At 71.7% G+C, this 18,945-nt stretch carries 18 protein-coding genes and 1 riboswitch; of the genes, 9 read left to right on the top strand and 9 right to left on the bottom strand.

All coding sequences use genetic code 11. The features are described 5' to 3' along the window. Nucleotides 1–53: 53 nt before the first annotated feature. On the bottom strand, nt 54–923 hold the full coding sequence (locus tag ACIQ9P_RS02345) for a GNAT family N-acetyltransferase (RefSeq protein ID WP_402348333.1): 870 nt from the start codon (nt 921–923) through the stop codon (nt 54–56). Nucleotides 924–1,167: 244 nt separating this feature from the next. Here ACIQ9P_RS02345 and erpA point away from each other — a divergent pair, with 244 nt between their 5' ends. Next, a complete protein-coding gene (erpA, locus tag ACIQ9P_RS02340; RefSeq protein WP_030391519.1) occupies nt 1,168–1,521 on the top strand; it encodes an iron-sulfur cluster insertion protein ErpA in 354 nt (117 codons plus the stop codon). A gap of 98 nt (nt 1,522–1,619) precedes the next feature. On the opposite strand, the gene ACIQ9P_RS02335 is transcribed toward erpA, so the two are convergent. Together ACIQ9P_RS02335 and ACIQ9P_RS02330 are read right to left on the bottom strand one after the other, a co-directional pair. Next, the gene (locus ACIQ9P_RS02335) at nt 1,620–2,375 is read right to left on the bottom strand and encodes a hypothetical protein (protein ID WP_402348330.1); all 756 of its coding nucleotides are present in this window, start codon (nt 2,373–2,375) and stop codon (nt 1,620–1,622) included. Nucleotides 2,376–2,500: 125 nt separating this feature from the next. After that, on the bottom strand, nt 2,501–2,719 hold the full coding sequence (locus ACIQ9P_RS02330; RefSeq protein ID WP_402348327.1) for a hypothetical protein: 219 nt from the start codon (nt 2,717–2,719) through the stop codon (nt 2,501–2,503). Between the two features lie 265 nt (nt 2,720–2,984). Here ACIQ9P_RS02330 and ACIQ9P_RS02325 point away from each other — a divergent pair, with 265 nt between their 5' ends. Continuing rightward, nucleotides 2,985–3,962 (top strand): carbohydrate kinase family protein, encoded by a 978-nt coding sequence (locus tag ACIQ9P_RS02325; protein WP_402348325.1) that lies wholly within the window; start codon nt 2,985–2,987, stop codon nt 3,960–3,962. Here the strand turns inward: ACIQ9P_RS02325 and ACIQ9P_RS02320 are convergent. Next, the gene (locus tag ACIQ9P_RS02320) at nt 3,955–5,349 is read right to left on the bottom strand and encodes a cysteine desulfurase/sulfurtransferase TusA family protein (protein WP_402348322.1); all 1,395 of its coding nucleotides are present in this window, start codon (nt 5,347–5,349) and stop codon (nt 3,955–3,957) included. The two genes, ACIQ9P_RS02325 and ACIQ9P_RS02320, sit on opposite strands and share 8 nt — an antisense overlap. A gap of 364 nt (nt 5,350–5,713) precedes the next feature. Between ACIQ9P_RS02320 and coxB the strand changes: the two genes are divergently transcribed. The 4 genes from coxB to ACIQ9P_RS02300 all read left to right on the top strand — a co-directional run bounded on the left by coxB (nt 5,714) and on the right by ACIQ9P_RS02300 (nt 10,186). After that, on the top strand, nt 5,714–6,568 hold the full coding sequence (gene coxB / locus ACIQ9P_RS02315; protein ID WP_380302470.1) for a cytochrome c oxidase subunit II: 855 nt from the start codon (nt 5,714–5,716) through the stop codon (nt 6,566–6,568). Further along, nucleotides 6,565–8,340, top strand: a complete 1,776-nt coding sequence (ctaD, locus tag ACIQ9P_RS02310; protein WP_402348318.1) for a cytochrome c oxidase subunit I — start codon at nt 6,565–6,567, stop codon at nt 8,338–8,340. Before coxB ends, ctaD begins: the two co-directional genes overlap by 4 nt. Beyond that, complete coding sequence (locus ACIQ9P_RS02305) at nt 8,340–8,756, top strand: cytochrome c oxidase subunit 4 (RefSeq protein WP_402348315.1); 417 nt, start codon at nt 8,340–8,342, stop codon at nt 8,754–8,756. Before ctaD ends, ACIQ9P_RS02305 begins: the two co-directional genes overlap by 1 nt. Nucleotides 8,757–8,926: 170 nt before the next feature. Continuing rightward, a complete protein-coding gene (locus ACIQ9P_RS02300) occupies nt 8,927–10,186 on the top strand; it encodes an Ig-like domain-containing protein (RefSeq protein ID WP_402348311.1) in 1,260 nt (419 codons plus the stop codon). A 139-nt stretch (nt 10,187–10,325) separates the two neighbouring features. Here the strand turns inward: ACIQ9P_RS02300 and ACIQ9P_RS02295 are convergent, their stop codons facing one another. The 5 genes from ACIQ9P_RS02295 to ACIQ9P_RS02275 all read right to left on the bottom strand — a co-directional run bounded on the left by ACIQ9P_RS02295 (nt 10,326) and on the right by ACIQ9P_RS02275 (nt 15,174). Continuing rightward, nucleotides 10,326–10,709 carry a GntR family transcriptional regulator gene (locus ACIQ9P_RS02295; protein ID WP_402348309.1) on the bottom strand — a complete coding sequence of 128 codons (384 nt, stop codon included), beginning with the start codon at nt 10,707–10,709 and terminating at the stop codon, nt 10,326–10,328. Nucleotides 10,710–10,831: 122 nt separating this feature from the next. Then, entirely contained in the window at nt 10,832–12,493 is a 1,662-nt protein-coding gene (locus ACIQ9P_RS02290; protein WP_402348306.1) for a cytochrome bc complex cytochrome b subunit, read from the bottom strand. Then, a complete protein-coding gene (locus ACIQ9P_RS02285) occupies nt 12,490–13,548 on the bottom strand; it encodes a Rieske 2Fe-2S domain-containing protein (RefSeq protein ID WP_402348303.1) in 1,059 nt (352 codons plus the stop codon). Before ACIQ9P_RS02285 ends, ACIQ9P_RS02290 begins: the two co-directional genes overlap by 4 nt. Before the next feature lie 8 nt (nt 13,549–13,556). Then, complete coding sequence (locus ACIQ9P_RS02280) at nt 13,557–14,366, bottom strand: c-type cytochrome (protein ID WP_402348300.1); 810 nt, start codon at nt 14,364–14,366, stop codon at nt 13,557–13,559. Between the two features lie 187 nt (nt 14,367–14,553). Next, nucleotides 14,554–15,174 carry a heme-copper oxidase subunit III gene (locus ACIQ9P_RS02275; protein ID WP_402348297.1) on the bottom strand — a complete coding sequence of 207 codons (621 nt, stop codon included), beginning with the start codon at nt 15,172–15,174 and terminating at the stop codon, nt 14,554–14,556. A 396-nt stretch (nt 15,175–15,570) separates the two neighbouring features. Here ACIQ9P_RS02275 and ACIQ9P_RS02270 point away from each other — a divergent pair, with 396 nt between their 5' ends. From ACIQ9P_RS02270 to ACIQ9P_RS02260, 3 genes are all read left to right on the top strand, one after another. After that, entirely contained in the window at nt 15,571–15,996 is a 426-nt protein-coding gene (locus ACIQ9P_RS02270; RefSeq protein WP_402348294.1) for a hypothetical protein, read from the top strand. Nucleotides 15,997–16,189: 193 nt separating this feature from the next. Then, complete coding sequence (gene trpD / locus ACIQ9P_RS02265) at nt 16,190–17,266, top strand: anthranilate phosphoribosyltransferase (RefSeq protein WP_402348292.1); 1,077 nt, start codon at nt 16,190–16,192, stop codon at nt 17,264–17,266. Between the two features lie 107 nt (nt 17,267–17,373). Beyond that, nucleotides 17,374–17,491, top strand: a riboswitch (SAM riboswitch). Between the two features lie 54 nt (nt 17,492–17,545). Further along, nucleotides 17,546–18,922, top strand: coding sequence for an aminotransferase class V-fold PLP-dependent enzyme (locus tag ACIQ9P_RS02260; protein WP_402348289.1), 1,377 nt, complete (start codon nt 17,546–17,548; stop codon nt 18,920–18,922). Nucleotides 18,923–18,945: the final 23 nt, after the last annotated feature.

Here is an 18,945-nt window from a genome sequence, read left to right as displayed (position 1 = left end):
GCCCGGCGGGGGTCGCGCGCGTCCGGTGCCGTCGCGGCCCGGGAGAGCCGGCGCTACAGCAGCCCGCCGTTGGGCACGTACGGCGCCGGCGGGCGCATCCCGCGCAGCCCCAGGTACCCCCGGCCCTCCACCGACAGTCCCAGTTCGAGGCCCACGTCCAGCGCCCACTCCTGCTCGGCGGTCAGCGCCTCCACCCTCGCCTCCACGCCCTCCGGCACCCGGGCCAGCGCCTCGCGCAGCAGCCGGGTGGCGATCCGCTTCGAGGTGGCCGCCAGCAGCCGCACCTCGCCGCCCTCCCGGTAGCAGTAGCCGCTGCCGGCCAGGGTGTCCGCGACCAACAGCTCCTCGCAGTGCGCGAGCAGCAGCTCGTGGTCCGGGCCGTGCGCGGCGCCGCGCAGCCGCCGGTCCACCGAGTCCAGCAGGTGCCGGTGGGTGGCGTTGCCCGGGTGCACCGGGAGGTCCCCCGGGTCGACCAGCCGGGACCGGTCCACCCGCCCGGTCAGCTGCATCGCCGGGTGCAGGGTGAACCCGGCCAGCCGGTACCGCCGCACCGCCGCCGGCGACGGCGAGGCGCAGAGCATCCCGCGCAGACAGCCGCGCCCGTGGGCGAGGGCGCGCTCCAGCAGCAGCCGCCCCACCCCCTTGCCCTGGGCCTTCGGCAGCACCACGAGCAGCGCCAGCACCCAGACGCCCTCGCGGCGCAGCGCGAGCACCGCGCCGACCGGCTCGCCGTCCAGGACGGCCAGCCAGCAGCCCTGCGGATCGGTGCGGGCGAGGTGTCTGGTGCGGGCCAGCTGGAACACGGACGGCGCGGGCGGCCCGGTGACCGGCGGCGCGTCCGGGAGCGAGGCGAAGGCGGCGGCGGAGATGTGCCGGACGGCCTCCGCGTCGGCGGCGGAGTCCTGGAGCGGGCGCAGGAGCATGCCCACCATCCTGACGGCCGGACCCGCGCCGGCGGGCCGGTTCGCCCGGATCGGTCCGAGCGGGATGCGGCCCCGGGCCGCCGGTGTGCGAGCATGGAAGGCGTATGGGGAACGGGTGCACGCCCGGCCCACGGAACACCGCCGCCGTGAATCCACCGAAAACACTCCGTCGTCCGGGAAATGAATCCGGACGGCTGTCGGTTGGCACTGGAGGCAGACCGTCGTCAAGACCGGGAGAACGCAGATGACCGTCCAGGACGAGACCACCGTCGAGAGTGGCATCCTCCTCACCGATGCCGCCGCGGCCAAGGTCAAGGGCCTGCTGGAGCAGGAAGGCCGGGACGACCTGGCGCTGCGCGTCGCCGTCCAGCCCGGTGGCTGCTCGGGCCTGCGCTACCAGCTGTTCTTCGACGAGCGCTCGCTCGACGGCGACGTGCTGAAGGACTTCGACGGTGTGAAGGTCGTCACCGACCGGATGAGCGCCCCGTACCTGGGCGGCGCCACCGTCGACTTCGTCGACACCATCGAGAAGCAGGGCTTCACGATCGACAACCCGAACGCCACCGGCTCCTGCGCCTGCGGCGACTCGTTCAGCTAGTCGGTCCGGCCGGTTCGCCGGTCCGACACGAAGGCGGCTCCCGGAATCCGGGAGCCGCCTTCGTCGTGTCCGCGCCCCGGGTCGGGGCTGCCGGAGGGTCAGGGAGTGCCGGCGATGTCCGGGACCACCGGGTCCGGGCCGATCTTGGCGTCCGCCTCCAGCGGCACCTCCTGGCCGGTCGCCAGATCGGTCACCGCGCGGCCCTGGAGCGGCTGCTTCAGGTCGGCCGTCACCGTCTGCCGCTTGGCCAGTTCGGCGCACGCCTGACCGGCCGGGACCGGCGCCGCCGTGGTCACCCGGACGTCCACCCGGCCCGGCTTGGACTCGTCCGCCTTGAGCGCGTACCGCTGGCAGATCCCGCCGTAGAACCAGACCGTCAGCTTGCTGCCGTCCACCCGGTAGGTGATCGCCGGGTGCACCGGTGAGCCGCTCCCGGAACCGTTCGGCGGCGGCTCGCCCACCGCGATCCCGTTGCCGCCCGGGGGAGTGGGCGCCGGGGTCGGGGTCGTCGCCGGTGCCGGCGGCTCGGTGGCCGGCACCGGAGCGGTCGGGGCCGGGCTGGCCGGGCGCGGGTCCGGGGCGGTGGCCGTCGGATCGGCCGGCGGCGGGGTGACCGCGGCCGACGCGGTCGGGGCCGAAGCGGTCGGAGCACTCGGATCGGTGCCGCCGGTGGCCGCGCCGGGGGAGGCGGAGGAACTCGCCGTGGCCCGCTCCGCACCGGAGGCCGCCGTGTCCGAGGCCGCCTTGTTCCCGTCGTCGCACCCGGCCAGGACGGCCGCCACCGCCAGCGCCAGACCCGCCAGCGCTGTCGCGCGCGCCCGGCCGGTCCGCCTGGGCATGGTCTCCAGATCCATCTGAACTTCCTCCCGAGGGTTCGGCGGCGCGCCTTGGCGGCCGCACCGCGGGGATGTGACGTGGCCCGGACGATTCCGGTTCCCCGTCCGCCCCCGCGGCCCCCCGGGACCCTCGGGATCCCTGCTCAGGGCCCGTACTCGGGCATCGACGCGACCACGCGCCGGGCCCGGGAGGGGACGCTGAAGCCGGAGCCGGCCGGCGCGCTGTCCTGCGGGCCGGTCGCCAGCAGCGGCCAGAACCGTCGCAGCCGGCGCGAGGAGTCCACCAGCGCGTCGAGCGACTCGCCGTCGGCGTCGCCGAGCAGCGCGGGCGGGACCCGCGACGGGTGGTGACTGGGCAACATCGGCCATCAACTCCGATCCACCTGCCGCGGCGGCGTCGCCGCGGTCCGGTCGGGGCCGGGAGGGGCCCCTGACTCCGACCCTAGGCCGGGCGTCCGGCAGCCACCAGAGCTACCCCGGGGTAGTACACCTTCGGGGGTGGCGGGTGACAGCGGGCGGCCGGGAACGCACCCGGCGTCTTGCTGGGGTCCGGGGCCCGCCGGGTACCGTGGGTGGGTTCCACCCCCCTGCTGTCCCATGGCCCCGCTGCCATCCTGAGGAGACCCCGTGCGTATCGCCGTCGCCGGCTCGATCGCGACCGACCACCTGATGACCTTCCCCGGCCGGTTCGCCGACCAGCTGGTCGCCGAGCAGCTGCACACCGTGTCGCTGTCCTTCCTGGTCGACACCCTCGACATCCGCCGCGGCGGCGTCGCGCCGAACATCGCCTTCGGCATGGGCGTGCTCGGCCTGCGCCCGGTCCTGGTCGGCGCGGCCGGCGCGGACTTCGCGGAGTACCGCAGCTGGCTGGAGCGCAACAACGTGGACTGCCGGTCGGTCCACATCTCCGAGACCCGGCACACCGCGCGCTTCATGTGCACCACGGACGAGGACCACAACCAGATCGCCTCGTTCTACACCGGTGCCATGGCCGAGGCCCGCAACATCGAGCTCAAGCCGATCGCCGACCGCGTCGGCGGCCTCGACCTGGTGCTGATCGGAGCCGACGACCCGCAGGCGATGGTCCGCCACACCCAGGAGTGCCGCACCCGCGGCTACGCCTTCGCCGCGGACCCGTCCCAGCAGCTGGCCCGCCTCGACGGCCACGACATCCGCCAGATCGTCGACGGCGCCGCGTACCTCTTCACCAACGAGTACGAGGCCGCGCTGATCGAGTCGAAGACCGGCTGGGACACGGAGGAGATCCTCACCCGGGTCGGCACCCGGATCACCACCCTCGGCAGCAAGGGCGTCCGGATCGAGCGCAAGGGCGAGTCCCCGATCGTGGTCGGCTGCGCCCCCGAGACCGCCAAGGCCGACCCGACCGGTGTCGGCGACGCCTTCCGGGCCGGCTTCCTGGCCGGCCTCTCCTGGGGGCTGGAGCTGGAGCGCTCCGCCCAGCTCGGCTGCATGCTGGCCACCCTGGTGATCGAGACCGTCGGCACCCAGGAGTACGAGCTGCGCCCGCACGACTTCCTGCAGCGCTTCGTCGCGGCCTACGGCGACGAGGCCGGCGCCGAGGTCCGCGCGCACCTGGTCAACTGACCCGCCGCACCAGGTAGGCCGAGCCCCGGTCGCCGCCGTACTCGGCGGCCGGGGTCTCGCCCAGGAACTCCTGGCCGCGCATCCCGCACCAGGCCGGCACGTCCAGCCGGGCCGCCTCGTCGTCGGCCAGCACCACGACCGTCCCGCCCACCGGGACCTCGCCGAACCGCTTCGCCAGTTCGATCACCGGCAGCGGGCACCGCTTGCCCAGTGCGTCCAGGACCAGCGGGCCCCCGTCGGGCTCCCGGGCCCCGGCGGGTGCGGGCAGGTCCAGGCCCAGCGGCGCGCGGACGCCGGCCACCAGCTCCGGCAGCACGGTCAGGAAACGGTCGACGTCCGCCCCGGTGGTGCCGAACGGCAGCGAGATCCGGACGTTTCCCTCGGTGAGCACGCCCATCGCGGCCAGCACATGGCTCGGGGTCAGCGTGGACGAGGTGCACGAGGAGCCGGAGGAGACGGCGAACCCGGCCCGGTCCAGCTCGCCCAGCAGGACCTCGCCGTCCACGTACAGACAGGAGAAGGTGACGATGTGCGGCAGCCGCCGCACCGGGTCGCCGACCACCTCCACCTCGGGCACCAGCCGCGGCACCCGGGCCCGGATCCGCTCGACCAGCTCGTGCAGCCGGGCGTTCTCCCGCTCCGCCTCGGCCCGGACCGCGCGCAGCGAGGCCGCCGCCGCGACGATCGCCGGCACGTTGACGAAGCCCGGCACCCGGCCGGCCTCCCGCTCGTCGGCGGGCAGCGGCGAGCTGTAGCGGACGCCCTTGCGCACCGCGAGCACCCCGACCCCGGCCGGCCCGCCCCACTTGTGCGCGCTGGCGGTGAGCAGCGACCAGCCGGCCGGCGGGTCCACCCGCCCGGCGCTCTGCGCGGCGTCCACCAGCAGCGGCACCCCGCCGAGGAGCGCGGCCACCTCGGCGACCGGCTGCACCGTGCCCACCTCGTGGTTGGCGGACTGCAGCACGGCGAGCGCGGTGTCGGGCCGCAGCGCGGCTGCGAAGACCTCCGGGTCCACCCGGCCGTGCCGGTCCACCGGTACCGAGGTGACCTCGCCGCCCTCGGCGAGGTGCCGCTCGGCGCTGTGCAGCACGCTGGAGTGCTCGACGGCGGAGTGCGCCAGGTGCGGGCCGCGCCGCCGGTTGCCGCGCAGCGCGCCCAGCACCCCGAGCTGGACGGCCTGGGTCCCGCCGGAGGTGAAGGCGATCTCGTCGGCCCGGCAGTCGAACACCTCGGCCACGGTCTCCCGGGCGGCGTCCAGCAGCATCCGGGCCCGGCGCCCGGAGCGGTAGAGCCGGGCCGGGTCGGCCCATCCCTCGTCCAGGGCGGCGGTCAGCGCCTGCCGCGCGACGGGGTGGAGCGGTGCGGTGGAGGCCACATCGAAGTACACGGTGACATTTAACGACACTCCCGGGTGGGACCGGGGCTCCGCGGGCGGCTCACCCTCCGTCAGTCGATCATCCGGAATGTCCGGATCGTCCGCGTCCGACGGAGCGTCACCAGGTTGTCCGAGGTCATCCCTCGATCGGGCGTACGGACCCCTAATGCCTAGGATGACCTGCGGCGCAGCCCCTGCCGGGCCTGATCGGGTGTTCGGGCGGCGCGTTACTGGGACCTGCCCGTCAGCAGCGCATAAGGCTGGAGTAGGGTTTGGCCCGCATAAGCATTCAAACCGTGCCCGTGGTCGGGTCGCCGGGGAGGGAAAGCCTCCCCGGGGCGACGCGAAGGCGGGCGAGACTTCGGGAAGGCGCTACGTGAGTCCCAACGGCTCCGACCGCTCGCCGCGGCGCACGATGCGGCGGAAGCTGCCTCAGGCGCTGGCACTGGGCCTCGTCATCGCGACCGCCACCGGCTGCTCGGCCAACGACCTCCCCAGGCTTGGCCTCCCGAGCCCTGTCACCAAGGAAGGGCCGATGGTCCTCCACATGTGGCAGGGCTCCTGGATCGCGGCGCTGGTGGTCGGCGTACTGATGTGGGGTCTGATCATCTGGAGCGTGATCTTCCACCGGCGCAGCCGCACCGGTGTGCAGGTCCCCCCGCAGACCCGGTACAACGTGCCCATCGAGGCGCTCTACACCGCGGTCCCCATCATCATCGTGTCGGTCCTCTTCTACTTCGTCGCCCGCGACGAGTCGAAGCTGATCGCCGTCTCCGAGAAGCCGCAGCACACCGTCAACGTGGTGGGCTTCCAGTGGAGCTGGGCGTTCAACTACGAGAACACCGAGAACCCGGACCCGGCCAACCAGCAGGCCGCGTACGAGGTGGGTACCCCCGGCGAGCCGCCGACCCTGTACCTGCCGGTGGACGAGACGGTGCAGTTCCGGCTCACCTCGCGTGACGTGATCCACGACTTCTGGCCCATCAACTTCATGATGAAGATGGACGTCGTGCCGGGCGTGGTCAACAAGTTCGAGGTCACCCCGACCGTCAAGGGTGAGTACAAGGGCAAGTGCGCCGAGCTCTGCGGCGTCGACCACTCGCGGATGCTGTTCAACGTGAAGGTCGTCGACCGTGCCGAGTACGACCAGCACCTGAAGGACCTCCGGGCCAAGGGTCAGACCGGCGCGGTGCCCTCCGGCATCACGACCATGGGAAGTGAAGAGAAGTGACCATCCTCAACGAGCCCGCCGCGGCCGGCGGGGGCGCCGGGGCCGTCACGGTCGGGGCGCGGCGGACCCGGAAGCCGGGTTCCACCATCATCAAGTGGCTCACCACCACTGACCACAAGACGATCGGCACGCTGTACCTGGGCACGTCGTTCGCCTTCTTCCTGATCGGCGGCATCCTCGCGCTGGTCATGCGTGCCGAGCTGGCTCGTCCCGGGACCCAGATCCTGTCGAACGAGCAGTTCAACCAGGCGTTCACGATGCACGGCACGGTCATGCTGCTGATGTTCGCGACGCCGCTCTTCGCCGGTTTCGCGAACTGGATCATGCCGCTCCAGATCGGCGCGCCGGACGTCGCGTTCCCGCGGCTGAACATGTTCGCCTACTGGCTGTACCTGTTCGGCTCGCTGATCGCGGTGGCCGGCTTCCTCACCCCGCAGGGTGCCGCCGACTTCGGCTGGTTCGCCTACGCGCCGCTCTCCGACGCGGTCCGCTCGCCGGGCATCGGCGCGGACATGTGGATCATGGGTCTGGCCTTCTCCGGCTTCGGCACGATCCTCGGTGCGGTCAACTTCATCACCACGATCATCTGCATGCGCGCGCCCGGCATGACGATGTTCCGGATGTCGATCTTCGTCTGGAACGTCCTGCTGACCGCCGTGCTGGTCCTGCTGGCCTTCCCGGTGCTCGCCGCCGCGCTGTTCGCCCTGGAGGCGGACCGCAAGTTCGGGGCGCACGTCTTCGACCCGGCCAACGGCGGGGCGCTGCTCTGGCAGCATTTGTTCTGGTTCTTCGGCCATCCCGAGGTCTACATCATCGCGCTGCCGTTCTTCGGCATCGTGTCGGAGATCATCCCGGTCTTCAGCCGCAAGCCGATGTTCGGCTACTCCGGCCTGATCGCGGCCACCATCGCGATCGCCGGTCTGTCCGTGACGGTGTGGGCGCACCACATGTACGTCACCGGGCAGGTGCTGCTGCCGTTCTTCTCCTTCATGACCTTCCTGATCGCGGTCCCGACCGGGGTGAAGTTCTTCAACTGGGTCGGCACCATGTGGAAGGGCTCGCTGAGCTTCGAGACCCCGATGCTCTGGACGGTCGGCTTCCTGGTCACCTTCCTCTTCGGCGGCCTCACCGGTGTCCTCCTGGCCTCCCCGCCGATCGACTTCCACGTCTCGGACTCGTACTTCGTCGTCGCCCACTTCCACTACGTGGTCTTCGGCACCGTCGTCTTCGCGATGTTCGCCGGCTTCCACTTCTGGTGGCCGAAGATGACCGGCAAGATGCTCGACGAGCGCCTCGGCAAGGTCACCTTCTGGACGCTGTTCATCGGCTTCCACACCACCTTCCTGGTGCAGCACTGGCTCGGCGCGGAGGGCATGCCCCGCCGCTACGCCGACTACCTGGCCGCGGACGGGTTCACCACCCTGAACACCGTCTCGACCATCGGCTCGTTCCTGCTCGGCCTGTCGATCCTGCCGTTCCTCTACAACGTGTGGAAGACGGCGAAGTACGGCGAGAAGGTCGAGGTCGACGACCCGTGGGGTTACGGCCGTTCGCTGGAGTGGGCGACCTCCTGCCCGCCGCCGCGGCACAACTTCCTCACCCTGCCCCGGATCCGCTCCGAATCCCCGGCCTTCGACCTCCACTACCCGGAGATCGCCGCGCTGGACTACCTGGAGTACCACGGTGAGCCGGCCAAGCACTTCGCGGGTGTGACCCCGGCGAAGTACGACGCCCCGAAGCTCGGCAAGGGCAAGAAGGAAGGCGACGCCTGATGAGGGAACAGGGCAAGATTTTCCTGGGCCTGGCGGTCTTCGTGCTGGCCATGGCGATCACCTACGGCCTGTGGACCAACAGCTCCGACCACGGCATCGAGGCCGCGGGCACCACCGCGCTGTTCCTCGCCTTCGCGCTGTGCGCCTTCATCGGGTACTACCTCGCCTTCACCGCCCGCCGGGTGGACAGCGGCGCGGGTGACAACCCCGAGGCCGAGGTCGCGGACGACTCCGGCGAGCTGGGCTTCTTCGCCCCGCACAGCTGGCAGCCGCTCTCGCTGGCGATCGGTGGCGCGCTGGCCTTCCTCGGCGTGATCTTCGGCTGGTGGCTGCTGTTCTGGTCCGTCCCGGTGATCCTGATCGGCCTCTTCGGCTGGGTCTTCGAGTTCTACCGGGGAGAGAACCAGAACCAGTAGGACCGGTTCTCTCCCACAGGGCCGGGCTTCCCGCACGGGAAGCCCGGCCCTGTTGCGTCCCCGGAGTGACGGCCTCACCCCGGCGGCCCAACCGGGCGCCGTTCGGATGTCGCTCAGCCGGAGGGGGTTCCTACGATCTGACCAATCGTGCGAAACCCTGGGAGGCGGTCATGGCCGACAGGCGCGGAATCGCGGGGCTGGGCGGCATCACGCTGGCCCTCGTTGTGCTGGCCCCGCTGGCCGGCTGCAGCTCCGGCGGCGAGGAGGTCGCGGACACCGTCCGCAAGGTCGACGCGGCCCGGCTGGTGCACCTCTCGGCCACGGACAAGGTCGATCCCTCGCAGCCGGTCACGGTCACGGCGGACCCGGGCAGCCGGCTGACCGACGTCACCGTGGTCGGCCCGGACGGCCGGATCGTCGCCGGCCGGCTCTCCGAGGACCAGCGCAGCTGGCAGACCACCGGCCGGCTGAAGGCCGCCACCGCCTACACCGTGCGGATCGCCGCCGCCGAGGACGGCGGCGGGCGCGGCGAGACCACGTCCGGCTTCGCCACCCTGGCCGCCCAGCGGCTGCTGACCGCCAAGCTCGGCCCCGACTCCTCCGGCAGCGGGGTCTACGGGGTCGGCCAGCCGCTCACCGTGCAGCTCTCCGAGGCGGTCAAGGACCCGCAGGCCCGCCAGGAGGTGGAGCGGGCGCTGACGGTGACCTCGCAGCCCGCCGTGACCGGCGCCTGGTACTGGGTCGACGACAAGAACCTGCACTTCCGCCCCGAGGACTACTGGCCCACCGGCACCGTGGTCGCGCTGGTCTTCGAGGCCACCGGCGGCCGGATCTCCGACGGCCTGTACGGCGGCGACCGGGCGGCCCTGGCGATGCGGATCGGCGAGCGGGTCGAGACGGTGGTCGACGCGGCCGCCCACGAGCTGACCCTCAAGCGCGACGGCCAGGTGGTCCGGACGATCCCGGTCACCACCGGCAAGCCCGGCTTCGACACCCGCAACGGCGTCAAGGTGGTGCTCGGCCAGGAGCGCAAGGTCCGGATGAGCGGCGAGACGATCGGCATAGCGGCCGGCAGCGAGGAGTCCTACGACCTCGACGTCGAGTGGGCCACCCGGGTCACCTGGAGCGGCGAGTACGTGCACGCGGCGCCCTGGTCGGTCGGCTCCCAGGGGGTGGAGAACGTCAGCCACGGCTGCACCGGCATGAGCACCGAGAACGCCCGCTGGTTCTACCAGAACACCAGGGTGGGGGACCTGGTGACGGTGGTGAACAGCCGCGGCCACACCATGGAGCCGTTCGGCAACGGCTTCGGGGACTGGAACATCGGCTGGGGCGAGTGGGTCGGGCACAGCTCCCTCGGGCAGCCCGTCAGCACCACGACCCCGGCCACCAGGGCCCCCGCCGGCGGGATGATCGCCCCGCAGCTCTGAGACGGCCCCGGAGGGCCTTCCGGGGCCCTCCCGGACCCCTCCCGGCCCTTCCAGCGCCCGGCGAGCACTCTCCCGGGCTCCCTCCGGCCCTCCCCGGCTCTCCCGCTCTCCCCGGACCCTCCGGACCCGGCCGCCGGAGCTAACCCGCCGTGATGTCCTCCCGGTAGGCCAGCCGCACCGCGGTGTCGACGGCGGCCAGGGCGTCCGCCGCCGACACCCCGAGCCGCCGGGCCCGCTCGGCGTACTCGGCGGCCGCCGCGGCGGCCAGCCGGTGCGCGGAGTCGCCGACCGCGGCGATCAGGGTGCCGCGCCGGCCGTGCGTCTCCACCACCCCGTCCGCCTCCAGCTCCCGGTAGGCGCGGGCGACCGTCCCGGCCGCCAGCCCGAGCTGCTCGGCCAGCGCGCGGACGGTGGGCAGCCGCAGTCCGGTCGCCAGCTCGCCGGTCCGGGCCTGTTCGGCGATCTGGGCCCGGATCTGCTCGTACGGGGGAGTACCGGCGGCGGGGTCGACGGACAGCTGCACAGGGGGCTCCTGACGTTCGGCGGGGCCCGCGAGGGCCCCGGGGACGGGAAAGCCCGAGGGCCGCCGACCAGAAGAACTCTGGTCGGCGGCCCTCGGGGGTGCGACGCGGGGGGCGTACGGGATCAGTGGTGGCCGTGGCCGCTGGTGATCTCGTGGTGCTCCTCGGAGGTCGGCTTGGGGATCTGGCTGCCCTCGCCGTAGAAGCCGCGGGAGAGCTTCGCCCGGGTGCGGTCGATGACGTTGGCCTTGCTGGCCACGCCGTTCTCGTCCGTCTCGGCCGGCAGCTCGAACGGCTCGATCTGCTCGTGCGCGGTGAGCTTGTGCAGGTCCTTCTGCGGCAGCTGGGCGTGCACCTCGACGAACTCGCCGTGCGGCAGGCGCTTGATGACGCCGGTCTCGCGGCCGTGCAGCACCTTCTCCTTGTCACGGCGCTGGAGGCCGAGGCACCAGCGCTTGGTGATGACGAAGACGAGCACCGGGACCACGAACATGCCCACGCGGACGAAGTAGGTGACCGAGTTGATCGACAGGTGCAGGTGGGTGGCGAACAGGTCGTTGCCACCGGCCGCCAGCAGGACCAGGTAGAGGCTGATCCAGGCGGCACCCAGCGCGGTGCGGACCGGGGCGTTGCGCGGACGGTCCAGGATGTGGTGCTCGCGCTTGTCGCCGGTGATCCAGCCCTCGATGAAGGGGTAGGCGGCGATCGAGACCAGCACCATCGGGAAGAGGACCATCAGCGGGATCGCCACACCGAGGTTCAGGGTGTGGCCCCAGAGGCTGACCTCCCAGCCCGGCATGATGCGGATCAGGCCCTCGGAGAAGCCCATGTACCAGTCCGGCTGGGCGTCCGTGGACACCTGGTCGGGACGGTACGGGCCGTACGCCCAGATCGGGTTGATCGAGGCGATCGCCGAGATGGCCGCGATCAGACCGAACACCAGGAAGAAGAAGCCACCGGCCTTGGCCATGTAGACCGGCATCAGCGGCATGCCGACGACGTTCTTCTCGGTCTTGCCCGGGCCCGCCCACTGGGTGTGCTTGTGGTAGAAGACCAGGATCAGGTGCGCCACCAGCAGGCCGAGCATGATGCCCGGGATCAGCAGCACGTGGATGGTGAAGAACCGCGGCACGATGTCGTGGCCGGGGAACTCGCCCCCGAACAGGAACATCTGGACGTAGGTGCCGATCAGCGGGGTCGCCAGGACGGCGCCCTCCATGAACCGGATACCGGTGCCGGAGAGCAGGTCGTCGGGGAGCGAGTAGCCGAAGAAGCCGTCGAACATGCCCAGGACGAGCAGCAGGAAGCCGAAGACCCAGTTGATCTCACGGGGCTTGCGGAACGCGCCGGTGAAGAAGACGCGCATCATGTGCACGAACATCGCCGCGACGAAGACCAGGGCCGCCCAGTGGTGGATCTGGCGGACCAGCAGGCCGCCGCGCACCTCGAAGCTGATGTCCACCGTCGACGCGTACGCCTCGGACATCGGGATGCCCTTGAGCGGGATGTACGACCCGTCGTAGATGACCTCGCCCATGGAGGGCTTGAAGAACAGCGTCAGGTAGACGCCGGTCAGGATGATGATGATGAAGGTGTAGAGGCAGATCTCGCCCAGCATGAAGGACCAGTGGTCCGGGAAGATCTTCCGCAGGTTGGTCTTGGCGAGGGAGTAGATCCCCAGCCGACCGTCCGTCCAGTCCGCCGCCTGCTCCCACTTGTTGGCGGGCTTGGCGCGCGTGCTGGCGGGCTTGGCGGCGCCGGAGGTGGTGCTGCTCGTACTGCTCATCGAGCACGCTCCCAGTAGCTCGGGCCGACGGGCTCGTCGAAGTCGCCGTGGGCGACCAGGAAGCCCTTCTCGTCAGTGGTGATCTTCAGCTGCGGCAGCGGGTGGCCCGCCGGGCCGAAGATCACGCGCGCGCCGTCCGCCAGGTCGAAGGTCGACTGGTGGCAGGGGCAGAGCGCGTGGTGCGTCTGCTGCTCGTACAGGCTGATCGGGCAGCCGACGTGGGTGCAGATCTTGGAGTAGGCGAGGATGCCCTCGAAGCCCTTCTCCTTGGACCTGTCGTCCTTGATGTCGTCCGGCGCGATGCGCACCAGCATGAGGGCGTCCTTGGCGATGCGCTGCTGGAAGTCCTCGTCGTGCGTCGTCAGGCCCTCGGGCATCGCGAAGGTCAGCGACCCCGCGATGATGTCCTCGGCCTTCATCGGCTGGTTGGTGTTCATGTTGATGAGCTGCAGGGGCTTGGCGTCGGTCGCCTCCTCCCAGCCGGTGTGCTCCAGCTTGTCCTCGGGCAGCGGGCCCAGGTCGCGCAGGAGGACCACACCGGACAGCGGCACCAGGGCCATCGAACCGATGAGGGTGTTGCGGATCATCTTGCGGCGGCCGAAGCCGGACTCGGCGGCACCGGTCCGGAACTGCTCGATGACGTCCGCGCGGACCTCGTCGTCGGCCTCGATCGGGTGACGCTCGGCCGGGATCTCGTGGTCCGACATCAGGGTGCGGGCCCAGTGGACCGCGCCCGCGCCGATGAGGAACAGCGCCAGGCCGAGGGTCATGCCGAGCGCGAAGTTCAGCGCGCTGACGTGGCCCAGCGGCCAGATGTAGACGATCTTGTCCGGGTCGATGGCCACGTACGAGGCGATGAAGCCGATCGTGGCGAGCATCGAGGCGACGAACATCAGCGACACCTGACGCTCGGCCCGCTTGGCGGCCCGCTCGTCGATGTCGGTGCGGCGCGGCTCGTGGGCCGGCAGGCCCGGGTCGGCGAAGGGATCGCCGTGGACGGCCACCTCGTGGTGCCCGGCGGAGCCGTGGGACTCCGGGAGCTTCTCTTCTGACATGTCGTGGCTCATGACTTCTTGGCCTTGGTGGTGTGGGCGGCGACCCAGATCGCGACCGCGATGAGCGCTCCGAGACCGAAGATCCAGCCGAACAGGCCCTCGGTCACCGGACCGAGGCTGCCGAGCGTGAGACCGCCGGGGTTGGGCTCATCGTTGGTGGTGTGGCGGACGAAGGCCACGATCTGCTTCTTCTGCTCCTCGGGCATGGTGCCGTCCGGGAACGACGGCATGTTCTGCGGGCCGGTCTGCATGGCCTCGTAGATGTGCTTGGCGTCCACGCCCTCCAGCGACGGGGCGTACTTGCCCTGGGTCAGGGCACCGCCCTGGCCGGCGAAGTTGTGGCACTGGGCGCAGTTGGTGCGGAACAGCTCGCCGCCCTTGGACAGGTCGTCCGGGTTGGTCGAGGTGTACTGCTCCTCGGTCGGCGTGACCGGACCGGGGCCGAGCGAGGCGACGAAGGCGGCGAGCTGGTCGATCTCCGTCTGCGAGTAGATGTTCGGCTTGCGCGGCACCTGGGCGCCGGGCTGCTGGGCCGGCATGCGGCCGGTGCCCACCTGGAAGTCGACCGCGGCGGAGCCGACGCCGACGAGGCTCGGGCCGTCGCTGCTGCCCTGCCCGTTCAGGCCGTGGCAGGAGGAGCAGCCCACGGCGAAGAGCTTCTTGCCCTCATCGATCGCGAGCGACTGCGCCGCCACGTCGGCCTGCGCCTTGCCGGCGGGCGCGAACGCGGCGTACAGCCCCCCGGTTGCCGCCAGGGCGAGAAGTAGGACGACCAGCGCCGCCAGTGGGTGGCGCCGTCGTGCGGAGAGCTTTTTCACGGAATAACCCCGGTGTCAGGATCTGGTCGACTGGTGGGTGCACCCGGCGGCCGGTCTGGCCGGCACGAGGCTGCCTGTCTAGGGCTGCGCGCGCGGTCGGTCGGTGGGAGCGTCGCCACCGGCGAAATCGGGCCGTCGCCGGTGAGGGCGGGACCCGGGGCCGGTGGCCAGCGACCTGATCAGCTGGTTACTTGATCAGGTAGATGGTCGCGAACAGGCCGATCCACACGACATCGACGAAGTGCCAGTAGTACGACACCACGATGGCGGCGGTGGCCTGCTCGTGCGTGAAGCGCTTGGCTGCGTACGTCCGTCCCAGGACCAGCAGGAAGGCGATCAGACCACCCGTCACGTGCAGACCGTGGAAGCCGGTGGTCAGGTAGAACACCGTGCCGTACGGGTCGGAGGACAGCGAGAGGCCGTCCTTCTTGACCAGCTCGGTGTACTCGAAGATCTGGCCGCCGATGAAGATCGCGCCCATCACGAAGGTGATGGCGAACCACGAGCGGAGCCTCTTCACGTCCCCGCGCTCGGCGGCGAAGACGCCGAGCTGACAGGTCAGCGAGGAGAGCACCAGGATCGTGGTGTTGACCGAGGAGAAGGGCACGTTGAGGGCGTGCGCCTTCTCGGTCCAGAACTCCGGCCCCTTGACGGAGCGGAGCGTGAAGTACATCGCGAAGAGGGCCGCGAAGAACATCAACTCGGAACTGAGCCAGACGATCGTTCCGACGCTGACCATGTTCGGCCGGTTGACCGATCCGTGCGCGTGCCCGGTTTCTACTGCTGTTGCTGTCGCCACGACGGACATTATGTCGGTCCCTTATTCCGTCTTCACGTCGGGGGGTCTCCCTCGGAGTGTCCGGTGCGTGCGGTATGCCCCCCTGGAGCCCGACGAGGCGTCCGGACCGGCGCTGAGCAGCGGCGTGTCCCTTTTCTGACGGTTGTTCGAAGGGCCCGTCCGGCCCCTCTGCGGCGTGTCGCGACGGGCTTCCGGGGGCCGTCGGGGGTAAGGGGAAGGTCCACTCGTCCGCCGTACGGGTGGACCGCGCGGTCCAGGGTGACGCGCCGTGCTCCGCCCGGACCAGTCGCCGCCGCGGCGGACTCGGGAGGAGATCGCGCGGGACGGCCTCGGCCGACGGTGATCGGGAGTAGCATCCGGGGAGAGGCGAACGTGGTCCGGATCACACGTGAGGGAGCAGAGCCCATGGCGTACACGACCGACGAGACGCTGACCGTTCTCGTCTACAGCCACGACCGAACCACCCGCGAGCAGGTGCTGACCGCTCTCGGGCGGCGGCCCGCGGAGGACCTGCCGGAGCTGGCCTACCTGGAGTGCGCGACCACCCCCGCGGTGCTCAAGGCGCTGGAGAAGGGTGGCGTCGACCTCTGCGTGCTGGACGGCGAGGCGGTACCGGCGGGCGGGCTCGGGCTCGCGCGGCAGTTGAAGGACGAGATCTACGGTTGCCCGCCGGTGCTGGTGCTGATCGGCCGGCCGCAGGACTCCTGGCTGGCCGCCTGGAGCCGGGCGGAGGCGGCCATCTCCCAGCCGGTGGATCCGGTCGCACTGGCGGAGGCCGCCGCCACGCTGCTGCGGTCCAGGCTGGCCAAGCGGGCGCCGGCCGCCCGCTGACCGGGCCGTACCGGTGTGTGCCGGTGCGGCCGGGCCCCGGTCCCGTCCGGCGCGGCACCCGGCGTCCCGCCCTTCGTCTCAGTAACGGAGACGAAGGGTGAACGGCCGGGCCCCGGCCCCCCGCCGCTCGATAGGCTGACTCCGTCCTTACGTCCTTCCCCGGGCACCGGGGTAGCGAGAGCTGGAGTCAGCCATGGTGAACGTGCAGCCTGCGAACGGTGGTAGCGACCCCGCGCAGGTGGTCCGCTCCTGGCCGGACATCCTGTCGGCGCTGCTGAGGCGGGAGGACCTCGACCGCTCGGCCACGGCGTGGGCGATGGACCGGATCATGAGCGGCGAGGCCACCCCGGTGCAGGTGGCCGGGTTCATGGTGGCGCTGCGGGCCAAGGGCGAGACGGTCGACGAGATCTCCGGACTGGTCGACTCGATGTACGCGCACGCCGAGCCGCTGGACATCCCCGGCCCGGCGGTGGACATCGTCGGCACCGGTGGTGACCGGGCCAGGACCGTCAACATCTCGACCATGTCGGCGATCGTCGCGGCCGCGGCCGGCGCCAAGGTGGTCAAGCACGGCAACCGGGCCGCGTCCTCGTCCAGCGGCTCCTCGGACGTGCTGGAGAAGCTGGGCATCAGCCTGGACCTCCGGCCGCGCCGGGTCGCCGAGATCGCCGAGGAGGTCGGGCTCACCTTCTGCTTCGCCGCGACCTTCCACCCGTCGATGCGGCACGCCGCGCCCGCGCGGCGCGACCTCGGGGTGCCCACCGCCTTCAACATCCTGGGGCCGCTGACCAACCCGGCCCGGGTGACGGCGCACGCGATCGGCTGCTTCGACACCCGCCTGGCGGGGCTGATCGCCGGGGTGCTCGCCCGGCGCGGTGCCACCGCGCTGGTCTTCCGGGGCGACGACGGGCTGGACGAGCTGACGATCAGCACCACCTCGCGGGTGTGGGTGGTCCGCGACGGCGCCGTCACCGAGACCTCCTTCGACCCGCGCGAGGTCGGCATCGAGCCGGTCGGCATCGAGGCGCTGCGCGGCGCGGACCCGGCGTACAACGCGGAGGTCGCGCGCCGGGTCCTCGCCGGGGAGCACGGCCCGGTCCGCGACGCGGTGCTGCTCAACTCGGCGGCCGCGCTGGTGGCGCTGGACCTCACCGACGCGCCGCTCGCGGAGCAGCTCGGGGCGGCCATGCGGCGTACCGCGACGGCGATCGACTCGGGTGCCGCGCGGGATCTGCTGAAGCACTGGTCCGAGGCCACCGCCCGGGCATGACACGGCAGTTGGGGCCCACCGGGAATCCTCCCGGTGGGCCCCGACCGGTGTCCGGGATGTGGACCCCTGTTTGACCGGGGGACGCACCCGATCTACAGTCTTGGCCAGGTCATGAGTGACAGCGACAAGCCCCAGCTTGCTGTCCGGCAACCCTCCTTCCGTGGCGGGGTGCCCTGGGTGAGGACCGGGCCGTGCGGCGAGCCGTCCGCGTGGCAAGCGCGGACACCCGGATCATCACGCACTCCCGGGGTCCCTGACCCGTAGACGGAGTGCATCCCCATGTCTCTCGCCACCGACCTCGCCATCGACCTCGGTACCCCCCTCGCCGTCCTCGGCCACGACGTCGAGGTCCCGCTCGCCAACGGCGACAAGGTCGCCTACGCGGCGCTCGACTACGCCGCCAGCGCCCCGGCGCTGCAGCGGGTCTGGGACGAGGTCGCCGCCTACGCCCCCTACTACGGCAGCGTGCACCGCGGCGCCGGCTACCTGTCCCAGCTCTCCACCGACCTGTTCGAGCAGAGCCGCCGCACCGTCGCCGAGTTCCTGGACCTGCGCGAGGACGACCAGGTGGTCTTCACCCGCGCCACCACCGACTCGCTCAACCTGCTGGCCGGCGCCGTCCCGGCCGGGACCCGGGTGTTCGCCTTCGAGACCGAGCACCACGCCTCGCTGCTGCCCTGGGCGCACGCCGGCCTGACCGTCACCTGTCTGCGCGCCCCGCGCTCGCACGCCGAGGCCGTCGCCGCCTTCGAGGCCGCGCTCGCCGAGGCGCCCGAGGGCCCGAAGCTGCTCTGCGTCACCGGCGCGTCGAACGTCACCGGCGAGCTCTGGCCGGTCGCCGAACTGACCAGGACCGCCCACCGCCACGGCGCCCGGGTGGTGCTGGACGCCGCGCAGCTGGCCCCGCACCACCGGGTCTCGGTGCGCGAGCTGGACGTCGACTGGATCGCCTTCTCCGGTCACAAGCTGTACGCGCCGTTCGGCTCCGGGGTGCTGGCCGGCCGGTCCGACTGGCTGGACGAGGCCGAGCCGTACCTGGCCGGCGGCGGCGCCACCCGTACGGTGGCCCGCGAGACCGACGGCTCGGTGGCCGTGCAGTGGCACACCGGCCCGGCCCGGCACGAGGCCGGCTCCCCGAACGTCATCGGCGTGTACGCGATCGCGGCGGCCTGCCGGGCGCTCACCGAGGCGGGGTTCGACGCCCTGGAGGCCCGCGAGCGGGCGCTGGTGGCCCGGCTGAAGGCCGGTCTGGCGGAGATCCCCGAGGTCAGGGTGCTGAACCTGTTCGGTGCCGACTCGGAGCGGGTGGGCGTGCTGTCCTTCGTGGTCCGGGGCTGGAACAGCTCGCACTTCTCGGCCGCGCTGTCCGCCGAGTACGGCATCGGGGTGCGGGACGGCCTGTTCTGCGCCCACCCGCTGGTGCGCACCCTGCTCGGCGACGAGGAGGCCGCGCCCTCGGAGTGCGGCGCGCCGGAGCCGTCGCTGCCGGGCGAGCGCAGCCTGAACGCGATCCGGGTGAGCTTCGGCGCCGGCACGCCGGACGAGCACGTGGACCGGTTCCTCACCGCCGTCCGGGAGCTGGTCAAGGACGGCGCGGCGTGGAGCTACCGGAACGAGGGCGGCCGCTGCGTCGCGGACACCCGCCGGGAGGGCTGAGGCCCCGTCGGGAGTGGCCGCTC

It is taken from the genome of Kitasatospora sp. NPDC094019 (assembly GCF_044764505.1).
Classification (GTDB): Bacteria; Actinomycetota; Actinomycetes; order Streptomycetales; family Streptomycetaceae; genus Kitasatospora.
This window is presented reverse-complemented; position numbering and strand designations above follow the sequence as displayed.

What these genes read in the sequence shown, in the direction of transcription:
- ACIQ9P_RS02345 (WP_402348333.1), bottom strand. Translation starts at nt 923, where the DNA reads ATGCTCCTGCGCCCGCTCCAGGACTCCGCCGCCGACGCGGAGGCCGTC.
- erpA (WP_030391519.1), top strand. Translation starts at nt 1,168, where the DNA reads ATGACCGTCCAGGACGAGACCACCGTCGAGAGTGGCATCCTCCTCACC.
- ACIQ9P_RS02335 (WP_402348330.1), bottom strand. Translation starts at nt 2,375, where the DNA reads ATGGATCTGGAGACCATGCCCAGGCGGACCGGCCGGGCGCGCGCGACA.
- ACIQ9P_RS02330 (WP_402348327.1), bottom strand. Translation starts at nt 2,719, where the DNA reads ATGTTGCCCAGTCACCACCCGTCGCGGGTCCCGCCCGCGCTGCTCGGC.
- ACIQ9P_RS02305 (WP_402348315.1), top strand. Translation starts at nt 8,340, where the DNA reads ATGAGGGAACAGGGCAAGATTTTCCTGGGCCTGGCGGTCTTCGTGCTG.
- ACIQ9P_RS02300 (WP_402348311.1), top strand. Translation starts at nt 8,927, where the DNA reads ATGGCCGACAGGCGCGGAATCGCGGGGCTGGGCGGCATCACGCTGGCC.
- ACIQ9P_RS02290 (WP_402348306.1), bottom strand. Translation starts at nt 12,493, where the DNA reads ATGAGCAGTACGAGCAGCACCACCTCCGGCGCCGCCAAGCCCGCCAGC.
- ACIQ9P_RS02285 (WP_402348303.1), bottom strand. Translation starts at nt 13,548, where the DNA reads ATGTCAGAAGAGAAGCTCCCGGAGTCCCACGGCTCCGCCGGGCACCAC.
- ACIQ9P_RS02275 (WP_402348297.1), bottom strand. Translation starts at nt 15,174, where the DNA reads ATGTCCGTCGTGGCGACAGCAACAGCAGTAGAAACCGGGCACGCGCAC.
- ACIQ9P_RS02270 (WP_402348294.1), top strand. Translation starts at nt 15,571, where the DNA reads ATGGCGTACACGACCGACGAGACGCTGACCGTTCTCGTCTACAGCCAC.
- trpD (WP_402348292.1), top strand. Translation starts at nt 16,190, where the DNA reads ATGGTGAACGTGCAGCCTGCGAACGGTGGTAGCGACCCCGCGCAGGTG.
- ACIQ9P_RS02260 (WP_402348289.1), top strand. Translation starts at nt 17,546, where the DNA reads ATGTCTCTCGCCACCGACCTCGCCATCGACCTCGGTACCCCCCTCGCC.